The organism is Halosimplex carlsbadense 2-9-1, assembly GCF_000337455.1.
Lineage (GTDB): Archaea > Halobacteriota > Halobacteria > Halobacteriales > Haloarculaceae > Halosimplex > Halosimplex carlsbadense.
In genome coordinates, this window is record NZ_AOIU01000003.1 from 104,516 (window position 1) to 121,394 (window position 16,879).

The 16,879-nt window shown below is 64.6% G+C and carries 18 protein-coding genes and 1 tRNA gene; 11 read left to right on the forward strand and 8 right to left on the reverse strand.

Translation table 11 applies throughout. The annotated features are described in order from the left end of the window. Window positions 1-152 precede the first annotated feature (152 nt). Together C475_RS22100 and C475_RS22905 are read left to right on the forward strand one after the other, a co-directional pair. Window positions 153-398 carry a winged helix-turn-helix transcriptional regulator gene (locus C475_RS22100; protein WP_082223214.1) on the forward strand — a complete coding sequence of 82 codons (246 nt, stop codon included), beginning with the start codon at window positions 153-155 and terminating at the stop codon, window positions 396-398. A 58-nt stretch (window positions 399-456) separates the two neighbouring features. Beyond that, entirely contained in the window at window positions 457-1,254 is a 798-nt protein-coding gene (locus tag C475_RS22905) for a hypothetical protein (protein ID WP_152436285.1), read from the forward strand. A gap of 36 nt (window positions 1,255-1,290) precedes the next feature. Here C475_RS22905 and C475_RS00530 read toward each other — a convergent pair whose 3' ends face one another. Beyond that, a complete protein-coding gene (locus C475_RS00530; RefSeq protein WP_049929794.1) occupies window positions 1,291-1,548 on the reverse strand; it encodes a DUF7692 domain-containing protein in 258 nt (85 codons plus the stop codon). Window positions 1,549-1,845: 297 nt separating this feature from the next. Between C475_RS00530 and C475_RS00535 the strand changes: the two genes are divergently transcribed. From C475_RS00535 to C475_RS00560, 6 genes are read left to right on the forward strand one after another with little or no spacing between them, the layout of a single operon-like run. After that, complete coding sequence (locus C475_RS00535) at window positions 1,846-2,292, forward strand: hypothetical protein (protein WP_049929796.1); 447 nt, start codon at window positions 1,846-1,848, stop codon at window positions 2,290-2,292. A gap of 6 nt (window positions 2,293-2,298) precedes the next feature. Further along, complete coding sequence (locus tag C475_RS24160) at window positions 2,299-2,538, forward strand: hypothetical protein (RefSeq protein WP_006881766.1); 240 nt, start codon at window positions 2,299-2,301, stop codon at window positions 2,536-2,538. Then, entirely contained in the window at window positions 2,535-4,391 is a 1,857-nt protein-coding gene (locus tag C475_RS00545) for a hypothetical protein (RefSeq protein ID WP_006881767.1), read from the forward strand. The genes C475_RS24160 and C475_RS00545 overlap by 4 nt, the downstream gene beginning before the upstream one ends. Window positions 4,392-4,398: 7 nt before the next feature. Then, on the forward strand, window positions 4,399-5,307 hold the full coding sequence (locus C475_RS00550; protein WP_006881768.1) for a hypothetical protein: 909 nt from the start codon (window positions 4,399-4,401) through the stop codon (window positions 5,305-5,307). After that, a complete protein-coding gene (locus C475_RS00555; RefSeq protein ID WP_006881769.1) occupies window positions 5,307-6,122 on the forward strand; it encodes a hypothetical protein in 816 nt (271 codons plus the stop codon). Before C475_RS00550 ends, C475_RS00555 begins: the two co-directional genes overlap by 1 nt. Continuing rightward, window positions 6,115-7,281, forward strand: a complete 1,167-nt coding sequence (locus C475_RS00560; RefSeq protein WP_049929800.1) for a hypothetical protein — start codon at window positions 6,115-6,117, stop codon at window positions 7,279-7,281. Before C475_RS00555 ends, C475_RS00560 begins: the two co-directional genes overlap by 8 nt. Before the next feature lie 988 nt (window positions 7,282-8,269). Here C475_RS00560 and C475_RS00565 read toward each other — a convergent pair. The 5 genes from C475_RS00565 to C475_RS00585 all read right to left on the reverse strand — a co-directional run bounded on the left by C475_RS00565 (window position 8,270) and on the right by C475_RS00585 (window position 11,421). Next, entirely contained in the window at window positions 8,270-9,895 is a 1,626-nt protein-coding gene (locus C475_RS00565) for a DUF7845 domain-containing protein (protein WP_006881771.1), read from the reverse strand. A 145-nt stretch (window positions 9,896-10,040) separates the two neighbouring features. Next, window positions 10,041-10,241, reverse strand: coding sequence for a sigma factor-like helix-turn-helix DNA-binding protein (locus C475_RS00570; RefSeq protein ID WP_006881772.1), 201 nt, complete (start codon window positions 10,239-10,241; stop codon window positions 10,041-10,043). Then, on the reverse strand, window positions 10,238-10,942 hold the full coding sequence (locus C475_RS00575; RefSeq protein WP_152436286.1) for a class I SAM-dependent methyltransferase: 705 nt from the start codon (window positions 10,940-10,942) through the stop codon (window positions 10,238-10,240). Before C475_RS00575 ends, C475_RS00570 begins: the two co-directional genes overlap by 4 nt. Further along, window positions 10,939-11,178 carry a hypothetical protein gene (locus tag C475_RS00580; RefSeq protein WP_006881774.1) on the reverse strand — a complete coding sequence of 80 codons (240 nt, stop codon included), beginning with the start codon at window positions 11,176-11,178 and terminating at the stop codon, window positions 10,939-10,941. The genes C475_RS00575 and C475_RS00580 overlap by 4 nt, the downstream gene beginning before the upstream one ends. A gap of 169 nt (window positions 11,179-11,347) precedes the next feature. Next, window positions 11,348-11,421, reverse strand: a tRNA-Tyr gene (locus tag C475_RS00585). Window positions 11,422-11,573: 152 nt separating this feature from the next. Here C475_RS00585 and C475_RS00590 point away from each other — a divergent pair. The 3 genes from C475_RS00590 to ftsZ all read left to right on the forward strand — a co-directional run bounded on the left by C475_RS00590 (window position 11,574) and on the right by ftsZ (window position 13,874). Next, the gene (locus tag C475_RS00590) at window positions 11,574-12,176 is read left to right on the forward strand and encodes a double zinc ribbon domain-containing protein (protein ID WP_006881775.1); all 603 of its coding nucleotides are present in this window, start codon (window positions 11,574-11,576) and stop codon (window positions 12,174-12,176) included. 252 nt (window positions 12,177-12,428) lie between these two features. Beyond that, window positions 12,429-12,617 (forward strand): ribbon-helix-helix domain-containing protein, encoded by a 189-nt coding sequence (locus tag C475_RS00595; protein WP_006881776.1) that lies wholly within the window; start codon window positions 12,429-12,431, stop codon window positions 12,615-12,617. A 3-nt stretch (window positions 12,618-12,620) separates the two neighbouring features. Beyond that, window positions 12,621-13,874 carry a cell division protein FtsZ gene (gene ftsZ / locus C475_RS00600; RefSeq protein ID WP_006881777.1) on the forward strand — a complete coding sequence of 418 codons (1,254 nt, stop codon included), beginning with the start codon at window positions 12,621-12,623 and terminating at the stop codon, window positions 13,872-13,874. A gap of 221 nt (window positions 13,875-14,095) precedes the next feature. Here ftsZ and ncsA read toward each other — a convergent pair whose 3' ends face one another. Next, window positions 14,096-15,115, reverse strand: coding sequence for a tRNA 2-thiolation protein NcsA (ncsA, locus tag C475_RS00605; RefSeq protein ID WP_006881778.1), 1,020 nt, complete (start codon window positions 15,113-15,115; stop codon window positions 14,096-14,098). A gap of 74 nt (window positions 15,116-15,189) precedes the next feature. Then, window positions 15,190-16,851, reverse strand: coding sequence for a sensor histidine kinase (locus C475_RS00610; protein WP_006881779.1), 1,662 nt, complete (start codon window positions 16,849-16,851; stop codon window positions 15,190-15,192). Between the last annotated feature and the right edge of the window lie 28 nt (window positions 16,852-16,879).

The following is a 16,879-nucleotide window of genomic DNA, read 5'->3' on the forward strand; positions in this document are numbered from 1 at the left end:
ACGCCCCGCCAGCCCGGTGTGCCGCTCTTGCTCCGACTGTTGGACCCACCTCACATAAATCTGGGCAACACTATGTTTCGTAACAGAATCATAATGGATACGGAACGCCATTCATCCAAAACGGTTACACAGACCGAATCGATTTGTGGACAATGCGTCCACGGGTGGACTGGATGAATCAGACTGATGACCGGATTCTGGAACTCTTAGACGAATCTGGGCTGGACCTGTCTCCATCGGTCATAGCGCATAATCTCGACTATTCCCGGTCGTGGATATCCCGCCGAATCGATAAGCTCGAAGACTCGGGGCTAGTTGAGGCAGACGGAACGTACTACCACATTTCTGAGAAGGGGCGGGACTATCTTGCCGGCGATCTTACTGCAGAAGAGATTTAGATTCTCTACAGATACACCCCAATTTGTATAAGAAAGTATCAAACATTACGAATTACACATGCAGGATAAGATACGAGAAATCATACGAGAGAACGGAGACGACCCCGACGAGAAATTAAGTAGGCGAATGGAGGAAGACGATAGGGATATAGGTCAACTCCTTGACGACGCGCGAGATTCGCCTGGTCAGCGGATCCACAGTCAAATTGAATCCCTGTTTACGACCTTAGAGATTGTCAACAAGAACCACCAGAAATTGACCCAAAGTCGTGACTGGTATCTCGAACAGGGAATGGAATTGTGGGACGAAGACAACAGAGAACAAATGGATGCTTTTCAGCGAGAATACCTTCGCCTTCTCCACAATTATTCTGCGTCAGTTCATTCCTTGATAAGACACACATATACGATATTAGATAGATATGAGGACGAAAAACCAGGGTTGAAGCAGGGATATTTCGAAGAGATTAGTGAGAGAGACTTAGGTTCCAAAGTGGATCTACTGAAACAGATACGCCACTATACGCAAAAACGAGAACTCCCACCAATCGCGTCTTCACTTCGTGCAGAAGCACGTGGAGATGGTCAGGGACACGAAACCGAGTTTAAACTCATTCTCAACAAGAGTGAAATGATGGACTGGGATGGGTGGGATTCAGACGTGCGTGATAAGCTTGAAGAATGGGACGATGAGATTGAGATTACAGAACTCGCAGAGGATTACCAACGAGAACTAAATGACTTCTTTGAATGGTTTCGAACCTTTGCGCTGCGGATGTTCTATGATGAGATATTGGATTACGTAGTAACTTTGGCTCTCTTAGAAGAGGATCGCGAAAGGGGCCAGACAGAGTAACCGGTGACCATTATATGATAGGTGACGACATCCAACCTATCTGAGCTTCCTTGAGACTTCCTCAGAAAATTCAATGGTGTAGACACCCGGAATACTCAGAGTTTCTGCAATCTCTTGTTTCTGTTCGGCGGTCAGATCTCCTCTGGAAAGGACTGACTGGATATTACCATCCATTCGCCGAGCGAAGTCGGCCGAACGCATCAACGCCGTTGTCTTGTTACAATCCCAGAACTCGGCGGCCTGCTCGATGGTGTCGGACCGGTGCGCGTGCTTGCCGTCTTCGCGGATTCGCATACCGACCGCTCGTGAACACGAGGCCAAAAAGCAGGTCTGAGCGAGTTACTGGAACCCCGATAACTCATAAAGCCCATACTGGCCCACAGCCCACAGCGCTCGAATTCTGGGTTCGGAGCCCTCCCCGGGCATCAATATGCACACGACTGGATTACCCTCGTGTGCATATCGCGTCGAACGTTTCTCTCGACGCGCAACCGGTGGGGTGTGCGTCAAGCGGGGCGTATCTGACGACCTGCTTCAAGGTACCCCGCAAGAACCTGTCGGGCGTCCGTCTCCCTGATGGACGACTGAATCATGTTCGGACAAATCGACATGGAAGACGCTATCGCAGGCACCGTTTTCGCGCTGTCGGCCGCTGTCACGGCCGGCATCGCGAGTATCACTATCCTCGGTCACGCCCTCTCGGGGAGCATCTGGACCATCGGCGGGTCCGGCACCGGCAGCGGGACCGAGATTACCATCGCGTTCGGCCTCTCGCTGCTGTCGCTGCTGGGCGCCTACGCGACGAATCGTATGGACGCCGGCGGGAAGGACATGGAGATCGATACCGACCTGAAGGCGCTCGCGAAGGGTCAGGCCACCATCGAGAGTTACGTCATGATCGGCACCATCCTGCTGGTCATCGGCTCCGGGCTCAACATCCTCGGCCTCGGCGACACCATCGCGAGCGAGCCCGCGTTCGGTATCGTCTCTCTCGGCGTCCAGGCCGCCGGCTACTACGTCATCAGCTACCTCGGGTGACCACCGATGGACCGAACCTTGGGCTATGGGCTCGTCGGGACGATCGGCGTCTCGGCGAGCACGATCGCCTCGGCCATCATCGGGGACCCGTTCCCCGTGGTCGTCCCGTCGATCGTCGCCGGCGCCGTCGTCGCCGGCCACCACCTCCGCGAGCGTCGCGCCGGCGACGGCGTCGAGCACGACCACGCCGATGACCAGGAAGAGAGCGACGACCCCCTCGGCATCGCTGACGAGATGGAAGCATGATCGGGCGCCGCGCCCGCCGGGCTCGCGAGGCGATGGGTCCGGCCGTGCTCGCGCTGTTGCTCGTCATGTCCCTGGCGACGCCGTTCGCGACGGGCCTCGCGGCGGCACAGAGCTTCGAGAAGACCGTCTCCGGGTCCCCCGAACACGTTGTTCTGGACCTTGAGCAACTGTCCGGCGAGTTTACCCTGGAAGTCGAGACCGACGACGCCCCCGGACTCTCCGGGAGCAAACTGCTGTATCGAGAGACCCACGACGCTTCGAACCGGGACGATTCGATAGCGTTCGGCAACTTCGGAGCGTACGAGAACGTCACCCTCCGAGTCTCTGGCGTCTCATCCGAGCCCGACACTGGGTCCGGAAGCGACTTCAACCAGTTTGACTGGTCGGGAGACAACCTGTTTATCCACACTGGCGGGGACCCCGGATTCTCCTGCGACCTCGACGAGCAGATCGGGGCGATCGTCGGGACGATGGGACAGACCACTGACTGTGGCTACACCTTCCCATCCTCCGAGACCATCAACACGACTGACATCGACGCTAACGAGACGAAACAAGAGATCTACCAGTCCGCGGCGACGGCAATGGACGCCGCCGACAACGACCACGCCGTCATCAGTAACCGCCTGCAAGACTCCGAGACGGTCGCCATCGCCAACCATGGCCAGCCGGCCTATCAGTGGAGTCTTGACAAAGGTGAGGGCGAGACTGCTGCCAAGGACAACGCTACCGGCGCGATTCTTGACTACGAGTCGAGAATCGAATACAACTACCTCAGCGGCTGGAATAGTCACGTCTCCCAGATGCAATACCTCTCGGCTCTCGCGGCAAACGAGACGGGAGTCCCTTCAGATTACGTATACGTCGGGACCGGAGACAAATCGGACTCTAACCACATCAACTCGACTGTCGTCGGCTACGGTACCAAATCCTATCAATTGCAGAATGGCACATCTGTCGATGTACAGACGATAACTGTTGAGTCTCACTGGGAGTACAACGGAGAACCCACCTACGTGGATACCGTAGAGATCGGCCCGTCATCTGGCACCACTGAGAGCAATCCCGACGGAGGTTCGAGCTACTGGGCCAACATCACCGGGATGGATGTTGCCCCACCGACCGATACTCAATCGACTCTCGAAGCCCTCCGATTCGAGAACTACTCTCAGAACCTTGCGGCAATCGACAGCCAGACGGCTAGTGCTGTCTCCGAGATGGAAACTGTCGTTAACGGGACTCACTCCGAGATACAGGCAGGCGAGATCAACGCTTCGGACATCGTGACCCCCGCGAGTCTGTTGGGTACCTACGGGCCGGGGTCGGAGTATTCGACGTACTCGGCGGCGCTGCTGGCCAATATCGGCATCGGGTCGCCGGAGGACTTCGAGGACACCGGCCAGATGAACATCACCTTCGAGGACAACTCGACGACTCGCGGCATCGTGATGAGTCGGAGCAATCCTCCGAGCGGCCAGTGGGAAGTCGGGACGACCTACGACCCGTCCACTATCGAAGGCTCGGAGTTCCTCGTGGAGATGGGTGAGAACCAGCAGATCCGCGAGATTGGTCAGAACTTCACCATCACGAACATCACCACCAATGACGGGGAGGTTCGAACGAACTTCACCGTCGCAGAGAGGAATTACCGGACCCACTCGGCGGACGAACTGATCGCACTCAACCAGAATCTATCTCTGCTCCGGGCGACACTCGAAGCCCGCGAAGACAATCTGAACAGCGGCGTCGGCGGCGGCGGGCTGCTCGGTGGCGGGAGTCAGGGCGTCGTGATCCTGCTCGTCGCCGGCGCCGTCTTCGTCGTGGTCCTGTCCCAGAACGGCGGCCGGAGGTAACCGACTCATGCGCTTTTCGCTGTTCATAGTGCTGGCAGTGCTCGCTTTGACGACCGTCGCGACCGGCGCCGGCGTCGCGAGCCCACAGCCCACGACCAACGGCACCGACACCCCGAACGCCACCGCGACGCCGACGGCCTCGACGACGACCGCGGCCACGATCTCCCCGACGACCACGCCGACGGCGACCCCGACCGCGGCGCCGACGCCGACCGGGACGCCCCGGCCGACCGCCGACGACGTGCTCGACGACGTGGACCCGTCGAACGCCACCCTCGACGACGTGCGGACCGTCGCCGAGTGGGTCCGCTCCGAGGGCGCCGATCGGAGCGACCGCCAGGCCGACCGCGCCCGTCGCTGGCTGTCGAACGCGACCGGCGGCGCCGGGAACATCTCGCTCCCGAACATCTCCCTCGGCGGCGACGCGACCGCGACGCCGGCGCCGACGGCGACCCCGACGCCGACGGCCGTCCCGGCGCCGGAGGGCGACAGCAACGTGACGCGCATCGACGAGAACACCGCGATCGTCGCCAGTGAGTACGTTCCGAAGAAGGGCATCGCGAAGGTTACCGTCCGCTCCGAGACGGTGCAGACGATCGTCTTCTGGGACGCCGGGTTCTTGGCCGACGGCAGCGGCGAGGGGCGCTCTCGCTCGGAATCCTTCGGTCCAGGCGAGGAGGCGACCGTCGCTATCCGTGTGACCGAGGCGAACGGGCGCGCGGCGGTCGGCATCGGAACGGAGGAGACTCCGCTGTACGGCGTCATCGTCAAGAGCGGGGGCGGCGGCCTCGACGTGCTCGACGTGCTCACCTCGATCCAGGCGCTCTTGACCGGCGTCGGCGTCGCGTTCATCTGGATGCTCATCGCCGGGTGGAACGAACTACGTGGCGAGCGGGGACGGCCGGAGGTGGCCTAATGTCGGCGAAGACAGCCCCAACCTTCGATTCCAAGTGGGATCACGCCGTCTACCTCGTCGCCGAGTTCAAGTATCTCGTCACCGGCATGGTCCTCGGCGCCATCGGCCTGTTCGCCTACTACCAGCCATCGATTCCGAGCCCGCCGGACTGGGTCGGCGCCGTGCTCGTCGCCTGGATCGTGCTCGGGCTGCCGTGCTACCTCGGGGGCGTCGCCATCGCCCGCTGGTTGCGCCGGCGCAACTGGGAGGAAGTGCATCACGTCGACGCCCGCGGGACCGGCGGCGACGACATCCAGAAGCACTACGTCCCCCCGCAGACCTGGCGGAACAAGACCGTCGACGGCCCCGACCCGTACCCCATCAACGGCGGGACCGCCTGGGCGGTCCAAGAGTACGAGTATCTCGACGATGTGGACGAACTGCGGGTAAAGGGCGTCTGGCTGGAGGGTCTGGAGGACACCCAACTGTACACGGCTCAGTCGATGATGGTCGACATGCACGGGTGGATGCTGGACCAGATCGAGCGGCTCGCCGACACCCGCGCGAAGTGGTCGCGCGGCGTCACCCAGTACGAGAAGGAGACGGTCAACGACTTCGCGGAGGCTCGCGAGCGGGGAACCACCCTGGAGCGGACCACCGCCCGCGACGTGTTCGAGGACGTGGCCGGCGACGACGACGACATCCCGAGCCTCGACGCCGAGTCGATGCCGTCGATCGACGAGTACACCGCCGGCTCCCGGGTCGAGGACGGCCAGAGCCTCAGCGACCGCGTCGACGGCGCCCGCCAGCAGCAGGAGGCTATGAGCGATGACTGACGAGAGCGACGTATACACGCCGGCACAGTACCGCGAGCACGTCGATGGGCATGGGCACAAAGACCCGGTCGCAGACCCCCACACCGCGCACGTCAGGGACCCGAAGCTCAGCCGCTATCTGTCGATTCAGCGGATGCACTACGACCCGAGCGAGGCGGACCGACCGGGTGAGATGCCCGGCCAGGCGCGCGACCTCCAAGAGCACCGGGACATCGTCGGCGTCGAGGCGACCGACGCCGGTCGGAAGGCCATGCAGAACGGCGACATGCAGACGCTCAAGCACCAGACCGGCGACCAGGGACAGCAGGCGGACATCTCCGGGCTGAAGGCGATGGGGAAGATCGACGAACTCGTCACCGGCGACGCCCCGGTCATCATCGTCCTCGGTGAGATGGGCGCCGGGAAGACGAACTTCGCGAGCCTGCTCGCGCAGCGGCGCGACGACCTCGTCGACGGCAACCACCTCGTCGCGACGAACATCGCGACGCTCCGGGAGAAAGACCCGTGGATGGACCAGTACGGGGACGCTCGCGACGGTTTCATCCCGAACTACCCGACGCTGAAAGAGTGGGTCGAACACGAGGGCGACCCGCTCCAGAACCAACAGAGCCCGAAGACCTTCATCGGCGACGAGTTTTCCGTCTCGGCCGGCGGCCAGGGCGAACAGGGCTTCGAGGTGGCGCAGAAAATGGCGCCGCTGGTGTATCTCATCCGGAAGTACGGCGGGGCGCTCATCTACATCGCGCACGGCGAGAAGTCGATTCACCCGCTGCTGTGGCGCGTCGGGACCATCGTCAAGAAGGTCACGCAGAAGAATGCAATCGTCGCAGACAGCATCAAGGGCGGCCAACTCGCCGATATCCAGTACGAACTTGAGGGCGTCCCAGAGACGGACTGGCGATACAACGACGACGAGGCGAGCGAGTGGGCATGGAACCGACCGACCGACGACGAAGGCGACGAGATGGACGAAGACCGGGTGAAGACCGTCGCCATGTGGACCATCCGCGAGTGCATGGAAAACCGGGATATGAGCGCCCGCGAAACCGCCAAATTCGTGCCGTACAGTCACGCTACCTGCTCAAACTGGTTCTCAGATTACGAGGACGGCGGAGAGAAAGCAGATTGGGTTTCACAGGTGGAGGGCGTAATCGCATGACGGCGCGACGGTGTAAAGCTGTAAAGCGAAACCGACCCCCCTATAGTATTGGCCCACAGCATGCTCTCGTCCCTTCGGGAGCGAGAGCGACCGATGGGCCGGGCGCGGAGCGGCGGCGGCCCGGTTTATATATATATATAAGACGCGCGACGAGCGCGAGGAGCGCGTAGCGATGCCGAGCCACTGAGCGAACCACTACGGGACGCTCGTCGAGCGCCAGGCCGCCGAGCGGTACCGGCTCGATCTGGAGCGGTGTAGTTGGCACGATGCGCTCCGACCAGACGGAGCACCTGTCGAAATCAAAGCCGCGAAACGAGTTCACGCAGACGGTCAGCCAGGCAACTTCAAAATCTATGAAGAGTATCACGCGAAGCTCCGTGAAGCGAGTGGGTGGTACGTCTTTGCTCCCTATCGTGTCCGTGGCCAGGGGGTAGAAGTCCTGAAATGGGAAATGCGCCACTCGTCTCGACTCCCCCGACTCCGCTGGCATGGTGGCGGCGCGCACCGAGACTCACGGCAGGCAAAGCTCGGGATCGGGGAAATCTTCTAAAACGCCCGCCCCGGGGAAGGGGCAAATGGGGGGAATCAGACAATCGATGGTGATGTGGGGGGTGGGGAGTGGGACACACATCGACGCCCCGGGGCGTGCGTTGGAGGGCTGGGAAAATCCAGCCGTCCGAATCGGAGGATTTGTTCGCAAAAAGCGTTCCTATCCAAATTTTCGCGCGCCCCGCAAGGGGGCGGAAATTTCGCGCGCTCCGCAGAAAGCGTGCGGTGTGTTTTGATGATGTGGCCTTAGCCACACCTCTAAGCGGGAATCCAACCCCCCGGGTTGGAGTCCGTCGCGCCGGCGACGGCCGGCTGGCGCTCGAAGGCACCGACGAGTACAACCGAGGTTGCCGAATCACAGCTGTGGAGCGCAAATTCAGTTGGAAAGTACCCGGAAAACAGGGACGAACGACAGTGATGCCTCTACTCGGGCGGGCTGCTACCCGGTGTTCAGGAACCGCCAGGCGTCGCCGATCGAACCGTCACCGAACCGGACTTGCGCCTCTCGGTATCGCTGTTCGGGCATCCCTGCGTCCTTCCAGACGCGGAACCCCTCGCGGATGGACTCGCCCACGTCGCTCGCGACTGTCCCGTTGAATCGGAGCGTCATACGCGCCTCGCGGGCGTCGTCGACATCGACGCCGTGACGGGCGGCCCACGCGATGAATGCGCTCATCGTCTCCTCCAGCCCGCGCTCGGCGGCTTCCATCGCCTTCGCCGTCGCGTCGACCGCGCGTTCGAGGCCCTCGCGCGCCTCGTCGACCGCGGCGTGAACCATCTCGGCGACGTACTCCGAGCGTAGCGACACCGACGCATACTCACGCTCGACGAGATCGTCCATCTCTCGGAGCGCCCGCCGGACGGACCCGACGTGTCGGCCGTGAGCGTCCGCGATGTCCGTCGGGGCCACCTGGCCGCCGTCGGTCACCAGCGTCTCCATGGCTTCCCACTGCACCGGCGAAAGGCCGTCAGCGAGGTGGCGCACGACGACGCTCTCCTGGGACTGTTCGACCCGCGTCAGGTCCAGCCCGATGGGGTCAGGACCGCTCTCGTCGACCGCCGGCTCGAAGTACGCATCCGCGACGAACGGCCCATGCCCATCGCTCGGCGCTACGTCCAGGCCGGCGTCGGCCAGTACCGACAGCACCGTCTGGTCCAGCTCGCGGCGAAGCCTATCGAGGTCGTGCCAGCGGACCGTCTCGTCATCGTCGAGTAGCGACGCCTGGAGCGACGCGCCGACCTTCGGATGCGCGAGCGGGTGGTCGTCGGGGACCGACAGCGCTTCCCGAGCGTAGTAGTGCTTCACCTCCTTGGGGAGCGCGTGGTCGGGGAACGCCTCGCGCACGCGCCCCGCGTCGAGCGTGGCCGTGTGGTAGTAGCCGGGCAAGTTCCGGCCGCGCTCGTCGTCGTCGTTTTGGACGACCTTGCGGTAGCCTGAGCGGTCGCTCTCCAAGAGGTGACCCATCGCCGCCAGCGGACCGTCGCGGGCGTGGACGGGACCGCTGGCGCCCTTATCGACCCGCGTGTATCGCTCGGCGTCTTGAATGTTCGAGTACGGATGTGGGTCCTCAAAGTACCGCGTCGCGATACCCAGGACTCCGGCCGCCCGTCGGAGCAACTTCGGGTAGCGCTCGAAGGCGATGTTCGACCCTTTCACCCGGACGTTGATCCCCTCGCCGAAGCCGTCGGGGACGGGAATCTCGACGCGGGTGCCGTCGCCCTTCTCACCCTTCATGCCCGGCCAGCGGGGCGCTATGTGGGCCGTGAAATCCTGCTCGCCGACAGAATCCTCCGAAGGGTGGCGTAGGACTCGGATGCGGTACTCGCGGATCGTCTCGATGCGGAAGTCGGTCCCCTGCGGCGTCTGACTGCCGGGGTGGACGATGTTGCTCTCTTGGTAAGACAGCCGGGTGACCCACTGCTCGCCGTCGGCGTGGAACTCCTCCGAGCGGGAGCCACCGGCTTGCTTGACCGCGCTGTCGAGCCCGAAGAACGGCGCGAGCCCGTTATCGTTAAACAACAGGTTCGCGTTAAACTCGTGTGGGGCGAGTTCGACTGTTCGCACTTCCCTCACCCCTCGTAACTGGATTCAGCGACGGCGCGCTGGACCCGCGCCTCGCTTTCTGCGACCGGTTGCTGACCGCCCCAGTCCCAACGGACGCGCTCGCCCGCCTCTACGTCATACAGACGGGAGGCACGGACGAACCCAGTCACGTACTCTCACCCCCGTCGAGACGGCGCCGGGCGCGGCGTAGCAGGTTCCCGACGGTGCCGGCCGACCGACCGGTCTTACGGGCGTACTCGCGCATCCCGTAGCCGTCCTGTTCGACCGCCTCGTACACCTCCCGCTGAGCGTCCGACAGCACCGACAGGTCTTCCTCGTAGTGAAACAGCGACGACTGGAACGTCACGGCCGTTCACCTCCCGTCGTTGCGGCGAACTCTCCGAGCGGCCGCTGTCGGAGTTCCGACGGGAGCGGCACGTCGGGGACGCTCGGGCAGTAGTGCAGCAGGTACTGGACGAACTCGCGGGGTATGGCCGACCGAATCTCTGATTCCGTCCACTCGCCAGGCACGCCCTTCGCGGCGGCGAGTTCGTGGCGAACGTACTCCGACCCGATGGAAATCTCCGCTATCCCGCTCTCGTAGGCGTCTGGGACGGGGAAGCTCGTCTCGAAGTGGCGGCAGTTGTTGATCGGGAGGCCGAATGCAAGCCCGTTCAGCCGCGCCGGGTCCCGCAGGTCGTCACAGGTAGCGACGTTCTCGATGATGTACTCGTCCGGGTCAACCGCCTGGATAACCTCGCGGACGTTCAGATCCGCGAAGGTGGGGTAGCGTTCTTTCGGCGTCTCATCCCAGTCGTAGCGGCCCATGTTGGCCCACGAGAGTTTCGAATACGCCTGGCACCGCGGCGACAGCCACAGGAGATCCGGCGTCTCGAAGCTCGCCACGAACCTAGCGTCCGACGCGTCCCCCTGGACGAACTCGCCGGGGTAGGTGTGGCTGTAGTCCTCGGTGTCGATGCCGAGGTGTCGGACGGGTAAGTCCGCCAGCGCGAGCCCGACACCGCCCGGCCCGCTGTAGCCGTCAAGTACGAACGGCTCCCCCGTCACCACCACTCACTCCCGAAACACTCCGGGTTCCCGCACAGGCTGTAGTGGGGGTACGCCGCGACGGGAACATCCGTGAACTCGGCGTCGTCTCGGTACTCCGCTTCGACACAGGCCGGCTCGGGCTCGTCGGCGTCGGGGTCGACTCGGTGGAGCGTGTCCGCGTACTGGGACCGATTCCGCACGGCCGTCTCCACCTCGGCCCGCCGGTCCGCTGAAGCGGGCTGACTCACGCGCATCCCCCCGTTTCAACTACTAAATTCGCAGGATGGCGCGGACCCGCGGCTTGTGTCCAGTTGAACTCACCAAATCGGGCCGATTTTCGCGAAGTCGATTCCGGAGGTAGAACACTCAGATAGCACGCAGACGGACGCGTAGCTATCTGTCGTAGTTCAACGGGATTCCAAGTCCGCCCTCCCCGATTTGAACGGGGGGCAAGTCGATCTACAGTCGACTGCTCTACCAGTCTGAGCTAAGGGCGGGCGCACTTGCAGGTAGCCGCCGTGTCGGACTTAACCGTTTTGACTCGCGGCGGGGGTGAGAGAGTGACCCAGCCACACCGCCGGCGACAGACACGCGTCAGACACTCCGGGAAGATTGAAATACCCAGGCAACGACGGATCCGACGAGTCGGATGAGCAAGATAACCTTCCGTGCGGACGACGATCTCATCGAGCGACTCGAGGGGTTCGACGCCTCGAAGAGCGAGATCATGCGGGAGGCCCTGCGGGAGTACCTCGGCGAGGCGTCGGACACGCGGCCGAGCGCGACGGCGACGGAGTCGACGCCGACCGCCGAGGCGTCGGAGGCGAGCGAGTCCATCGACGACCTCATCGCCGAGCGCGTCGACGCCATCGTCGCCGACCGCCTCGACGGTGCGTTTACGCCGAGCCAACCCCAGGACATTAACGTAAACATCGCTCTCGACGGCGAAAACGCCGCTCCGAGCGGTGCAGAGGCGAACGCATCACCGGCCCCGACGGCCGAGGCGTCCGGCGGCGATCCCGGTCGTAAGACAGGCGCGGACGCGGGCGAACGAGCGTCCGAAGACGCCGACCGTTCGTGCGCCAAATGTGGCGAAAACGTCTCCACGGACCACGTTTACTGCCCGAACTGTGGTGAGAAGGCCTCCCACCGCGTCTTCTGTGACTGCGGGGACGAACTCCGCTCGGACTGGGGATTCTGCCCCAGCTGCGGTCGACGCACTCCCGCTGCCGACGTACTCGACCAATCCTGAAAACGCCGTAAACGCCACACTGGCGGCGTTAAACGTCGTAAACGAGAAAACGTATGACGCTCGCCGTTACCTTTATAACCCTACACCCAGATGTAATTCCTGCGTAAGACGGCCGTCTTACACGGGCCGCGGCGCGGACGTGTGACCCGCGCCATCGTGCGATTACGTCGGATGGGAGTTCGAAGTCGCCGTGTAAGACGAACGGGCGACCGCGTCCACGGCTGCCGTCTTACCCAAAGGGGAACAACAAACATGGAGCGTGTGACACTACGGATTCCGAAGCAGCAGATCGAAGAGGTCGAGCGAATGGTCGAAACGGGGGAGTACCCCAACCGGAGCGAAGCCATCCGGGCGGCCGTCCGCGAGAAACTAAACGAGCAGGACGGGAGCAAGGAGCGTCCCTCCGAAAAGCGCAAGCGGCGCAGCTTCCAGAGGGCCTGATCGATGCAGGATATCGTCAAGGAGGCCCTCGAACGCGACGAGGCCGAGCAGAATCAGATGGAGGAGACCGAGGGCGACGGCTTCGGTGACCCCCGGATCGTCATCGTCGGTTGCGGTGGCGCCGGGAACAACACCGTCAACCGCCTGTACAACATCGGCGTCGACGGTGCCGACACCGTCGCCATCAACACCGACAAGCAGCACCTCCAGATGATCGAGGCCGACACGAAGATCCTGGTCGGCAAGTCGCTGACCTCCGGTCTCGGCGCCGGTGGCGACCCGGAGATGGGCAAGCGCGCCACCGAGATGGCCCAGGGCACCATCGAGGAAGTCCTGGGTGACGCCGACCTCGTCTTCGTCACCGCCGGCATGGGCGGCGGGACGGGGACCGGCGCGGCGCCGGTCGTCTCGAACATCGCCAAAGACCAGGGCGCAATCGTGGTCGGCATGGTCTCGACGCCGTTCAACGTCGAGCGCGCCCGCACGGTCAAGGCCGAGAAGGGTCTCGAGACCCTCCGCAGCGAGGCCGACTCCATCATCGTGCTGGACAACAACCGCCTGCTGGACTACGTCCCGAACCTGCCCATCGGCAAGGCCTTCTCCGTGATGGACCAGATCATCGCCGAGACGGTCAAGGGCATCTCGGAGACGATCACCCAGCCCTCGCTCATCAACCTGGACTACGCCGACATGACCGCCATCATGAATCAAGGTGGCGTCGCCGTCATGCTCGTCGGCGAGACCCAGGACAAGAACAAGACCGAGGAAGTGGTGAAAGACGCGATGAACCACCCGCTGCTCGACGTGGACTACCGCGGGGCCACCGGCGGCCTCGTCCACATCACGGGCGGTCCGGACCTCGCGCTGAAAGAGGCCGAGGGCATCGCACAGAACATCACCCAGCGCCTCGACGCGAGCGCCAACGTCATCTGGGGCGCCCGCATCGAGGAGGAGTACAAGGGCAAGGTGCGGGTCATGGCCATCATGACCGGCGTCAAGTCCGCGCAGGTCCTCGGTCCGACGACCCAGAAGCAGGCCGACAAGTCCCGTCAGGCGCTCGACGACGTGGACGACTCGACCTTCGACGCCAGCGAGAACGTCGACACCGAGTTCGGCGACTCCGGCGGCATGGGCGGCGGTGGCGGCCACGGCGGCGCGGGCGGTAACTCGGGCGGCGAGCCCGACTACGGCCACACCGACGGCGGCCGCGACAACCTCGAGAAGAACAACGGGCTGGACGTCATCCGCCCGGACTAACGGCTCCCGGGTCGACCCCCACTGGAGACCCCTCCACCGGTTCCACGGGCCCGCTCGACCCACTCTCTCTTTCCGTTTCCGACCGGTCAGTGACGACAGCGTCCGACTCGCCGGCGCTCGCTCGACAGCCGAGCCGAACGGCTCGTCACACAGCGTCGGACAGCGGAGACAAGCGCCAGCTTCGACCGCGACGGGCGCGTCGGCGAGGCGCGACGACCCGTTCAGATCGCTTCCAGCGCGTCTAGGAGGTCGCACTTCCGGCAGACCGTCCGACCGGTCGGCGCGCCGCAGACCTCACACTCCCCGTAGTCGGGGGCGTCGGTCCCGCCGAACGCCGAGGCGGCGAGCGCCGCGAACTGCTCGTAGCCGGCCATGATCGAGTGGCGCGTCCCGGGGTGGTCGTCCTCCATGCCCAGCAGGAGCTGCTGGACCTCCCCGCGATACGCTTCCTCGGCGTGGGGACACTCGGTGATGTGCGCGGGCAGGTCCCGCAGGTGGGCGTACAGCGCGACTTCCTTCTCGGGCACGTCCCGCAGCGGCTTGGCCCGCGGGACGTGGTGGTCCTGGGCGTGGCGCGGCCGCTCGGTCGGGTCGCTCGGCGGGTCGACGGGGTCGCCGTGGCGGTCCTCCTCGGGGAAGGGGCCGAGCGACGCGTCGTAGTGGCTGGCCATCTGACCCACGTCGCCCTCGAAGACGTTCATCAGCGCGGTCTGAGCCTCGTCGTCGAGGTTGTGGCCGGTCAGGAGTTTGTCCGCGTCGAGCTTCTCGGCGTAGCGCTCCAGTACGTCCCGGCGGAAGACGCCGCAGTAGGCGCAAGCGGCCATCCCCTCGGGGTCGTCTTCGACCACGTCGTCCATCCGGACGCCGAACTCCTCGGCGTAGGAGACGACCTCGTGACGCAGGTCGAGGTCGGCGGTCAGTTCCTCGCAGGCGTCGATCGACTCGTCGCGATACCCCTCGATACCCTCGTGGATCGACAGCGCGACGAGTTCGATCCGCGGGTCCTCGCGGAAGGTGTCGTGGAGGATCTCGGTGAGGACGACCGAGTCCTTCCCGCCGGAGAGGCCGATCACCCACGTCTCGGGGTCGTCGGGCGTCGCCGAGCGGGCGAGGAGGTTGTCCTCGCGGACGCGCCGGCGGACCCGGGTCTCCACCGTTTGACAGAAGTGGTCCTCGCAGAGGTGCAGCCCCGAGTAAGCGGCGTGCATCACCGCCGACTCGCCGCACTTGTCGCAGTCCATCGCCCCGACCTACCGGGGCGACGGCCCTCAGCGTTTCGCTCTCAGGCCCGGGCGGCGGCGGCGCTCCGTCCCGCTCACTCGTCGGTCGAGTCCGCGTCCGGGCCGGCCGGCTCGGCCGGTTCGCAGGAGACCGCGACGGAGACGGTCGTGCCGTCGTCGACGTCGACGGACACCTCGCCGTCGGCCCAGTGGACGAGCCAGGTGACCAGCCAGAGCCCGAGGCCGGCGCCGTGCTGGGTCGGCGTCTCGACGAAGCTGTCGGTGAGGACGCGGCGCTCGACCGCGGGCATCCCGGGGCCGTCGTCTGCGACGGTGAACGTCACCGTCCCGTCGTCGACCACCGCGTCGATCTCGACGGCCGGCGTCGGCGCGTCGTTGTGCGTGATCGCGTTGCGCGCCAGCTCGTCAAGCGCCACGAGCAACAGGTCGCCGTCGAGGACCGCGACCGGTTCCTCGGGCCCCGACGGCCGCACGTCCGCGTCGGGGAACTCTTCGCGGAGCGTCGTCGCCACGTCTTCGATGATGGCGTCGGCCGGCCGGGTGGCCGTCTCGTCGGGGCGTGCGCCCAGCGAGGACTCGATGGCCCGCGCGTGGTCGGCGAGTTCGAGCAGCGACTCGCCGCGCCGCCGGATGCGGTCGGCCTCGGTTCGGGTCGTCTCGTCGTCGGTGCGCTCGGCGATGCGGTCGGCGTTGCCGACGACGACCGTCATCGCGTTGCGGAGGTTGTGCCGCAACACCCGGTTGAGGACGATCACCTCCGAGCGGCGCTGGGCGAGCACCTCGCTCAGGTCGTTGAATCCCCCTTCGAGCTCGGCCCACTCGGTCGCCCCCGTCAGCGAGACGGTCGACCCGTAGTCGCCGTCGGCGAGGGCGCCGAACCCGCCGTGGAGCCGCTCGATGTTGCCGACGAACTCGCGGTAGAGCCAGAGGCCGAGCGCCGCGATCGACAGCAACACCAGCCCGAAGGCCGCCGCTTGGGCGGCCGTGGCGGCCCACAGCTGCGACTCGAAGGCAGCCCGCGTCGTCGTCGCCGAGACCGTCCAGCCCGTTCCCCCGACCGTCTCGTTGGCCAGGATCAGGTCGGCGTCCGCGTCCCCACCGGAGACCGGTCCGACCGCGTACAGCGTCGTCCCGTTCGCGGCGATACGGATCCCCTGAGTCGGCCCGGAGTTGGCCCGGACGATCGCCGATAGGTCGCCCCGTTCGAGGTGGAACGCGGCGTTGAACGTCCCGACGGTCTCGCCCGACCGGCGCAACGGCGTGCTCACCGTCACGATGAGGTTGCCCGTCTCGGCTCTGACCGGGTCGCTGACGTAGGTCTCGCCCGCCATCGCCCGCCGGAAGTACGTCCGGTCGCCGAACTGCTGCCCGACGACCCGCTCGCGGGCGGTCGATGTGAGCCCCTCGGAGTGCAGCCCCACCATCGTCCCGTTGGCCGAGATCACGGAGGCGCCGCTGAACTCCGTGGTCTGCACGAACGACCGCAACCGCGCCTCCTGGGGCGGCGAGCCGTGCTCGGCCAGCGACGGCGACGAACCCCACAGCTCGACCTGTCGCTCCCGCTCGGCGAGTACGGCGTCGAGCTGGGTCGCCACGGACTCCGCGGAGTGGGCCAGCTCGGTCCGCTCTTGGGCGACGACTGCGTCCCGGTAGAGGACGAATCCGACCAGCGACGTGGCCGACAGCACCAGCGCCACTAGCACCAGCGCCAGGGCGAACCGCGTCCGGAGTCGCATCGCTTACCCTTTCCCGACGAGCCGCATA

Coding starts and splice junctions, on each gene's coding strand:
- ftsZ (WP_006881777.1), top strand. CDS start 12,621: ATGCAGGATATCGTCAAGGAGGCCCTCGAACGCGACGAGGCCGAGCAG.
- C475_RS00560 (WP_049929800.1), top strand. CDS start 6,115: ATGACTGACGAGAGCGACGTATACACGCCGGCACAGTACCGCGAGCAC.
- C475_RS00610 (WP_006881779.1), bottom strand. CDS start 16,851: ATGCGACTCCGGACGCGGTTCGCCCTGGCGCTGGTGCTAGTGGCGCTG.
- C475_RS00535 (WP_049929796.1), top strand. CDS start 1,846: ATGTTCGGACAAATCGACATGGAAGACGCTATCGCAGGCACCGTTTTC.
- C475_RS00595 (WP_006881776.1), top strand. CDS start 12,429: ATGGAGCGTGTGACACTACGGATTCCGAAGCAGCAGATCGAAGAGGTC.
- C475_RS00545 (WP_006881767.1), top strand. CDS start 2,535: ATGATCGGGCGCCGCGCCCGCCGGGCTCGCGAGGCGATGGGTCCGGCC.
- C475_RS24160 (WP_006881766.1), top strand. CDS start 2,299: ATGGACCGAACCTTGGGCTATGGGCTCGTCGGGACGATCGGCGTCTCG.
- C475_RS00550 (WP_006881768.1), top strand. CDS start 4,399: ATGCGCTTTTCGCTGTTCATAGTGCTGGCAGTGCTCGCTTTGACGACC.
- ncsA (WP_006881778.1), bottom strand. CDS start 15,115: ATGGACTGCGACAAGTGCGGCGAGTCGGCGGTGATGCACGCCGCTTAC.
- C475_RS22905 (WP_152436285.1), top strand. CDS start 457: ATGCAGGATAAGATACGAGAAATCATACGAGAGAACGGAGACGACCCC.
- C475_RS22100 (WP_082223214.1), top strand. CDS start 153: ATGCGTCCACGGGTGGACTGGATGAATCAGACTGATGACCGGATTCTG.
- C475_RS00530 (WP_049929794.1), bottom strand. CDS start 1,548: ATGCGAATCCGCGAAGACGGCAAGCACGCGCACCGGTCCGACACCATC.
- C475_RS00555 (WP_006881769.1), top strand. CDS start 5,307: ATGTCGGCGAAGACAGCCCCAACCTTCGATTCCAAGTGGGATCACGCC.
- C475_RS00590 (WP_006881775.1), top strand. CDS start 11,574: ATGAGCAAGATAACCTTCCGTGCGGACGACGATCTCATCGAGCGACTC.
- C475_RS00580 (WP_006881774.1), bottom strand. CDS start 11,178: ATGCGCGTGAGTCAGCCCGCTTCAGCGGACCGGCGGGCCGAGGTGGAG.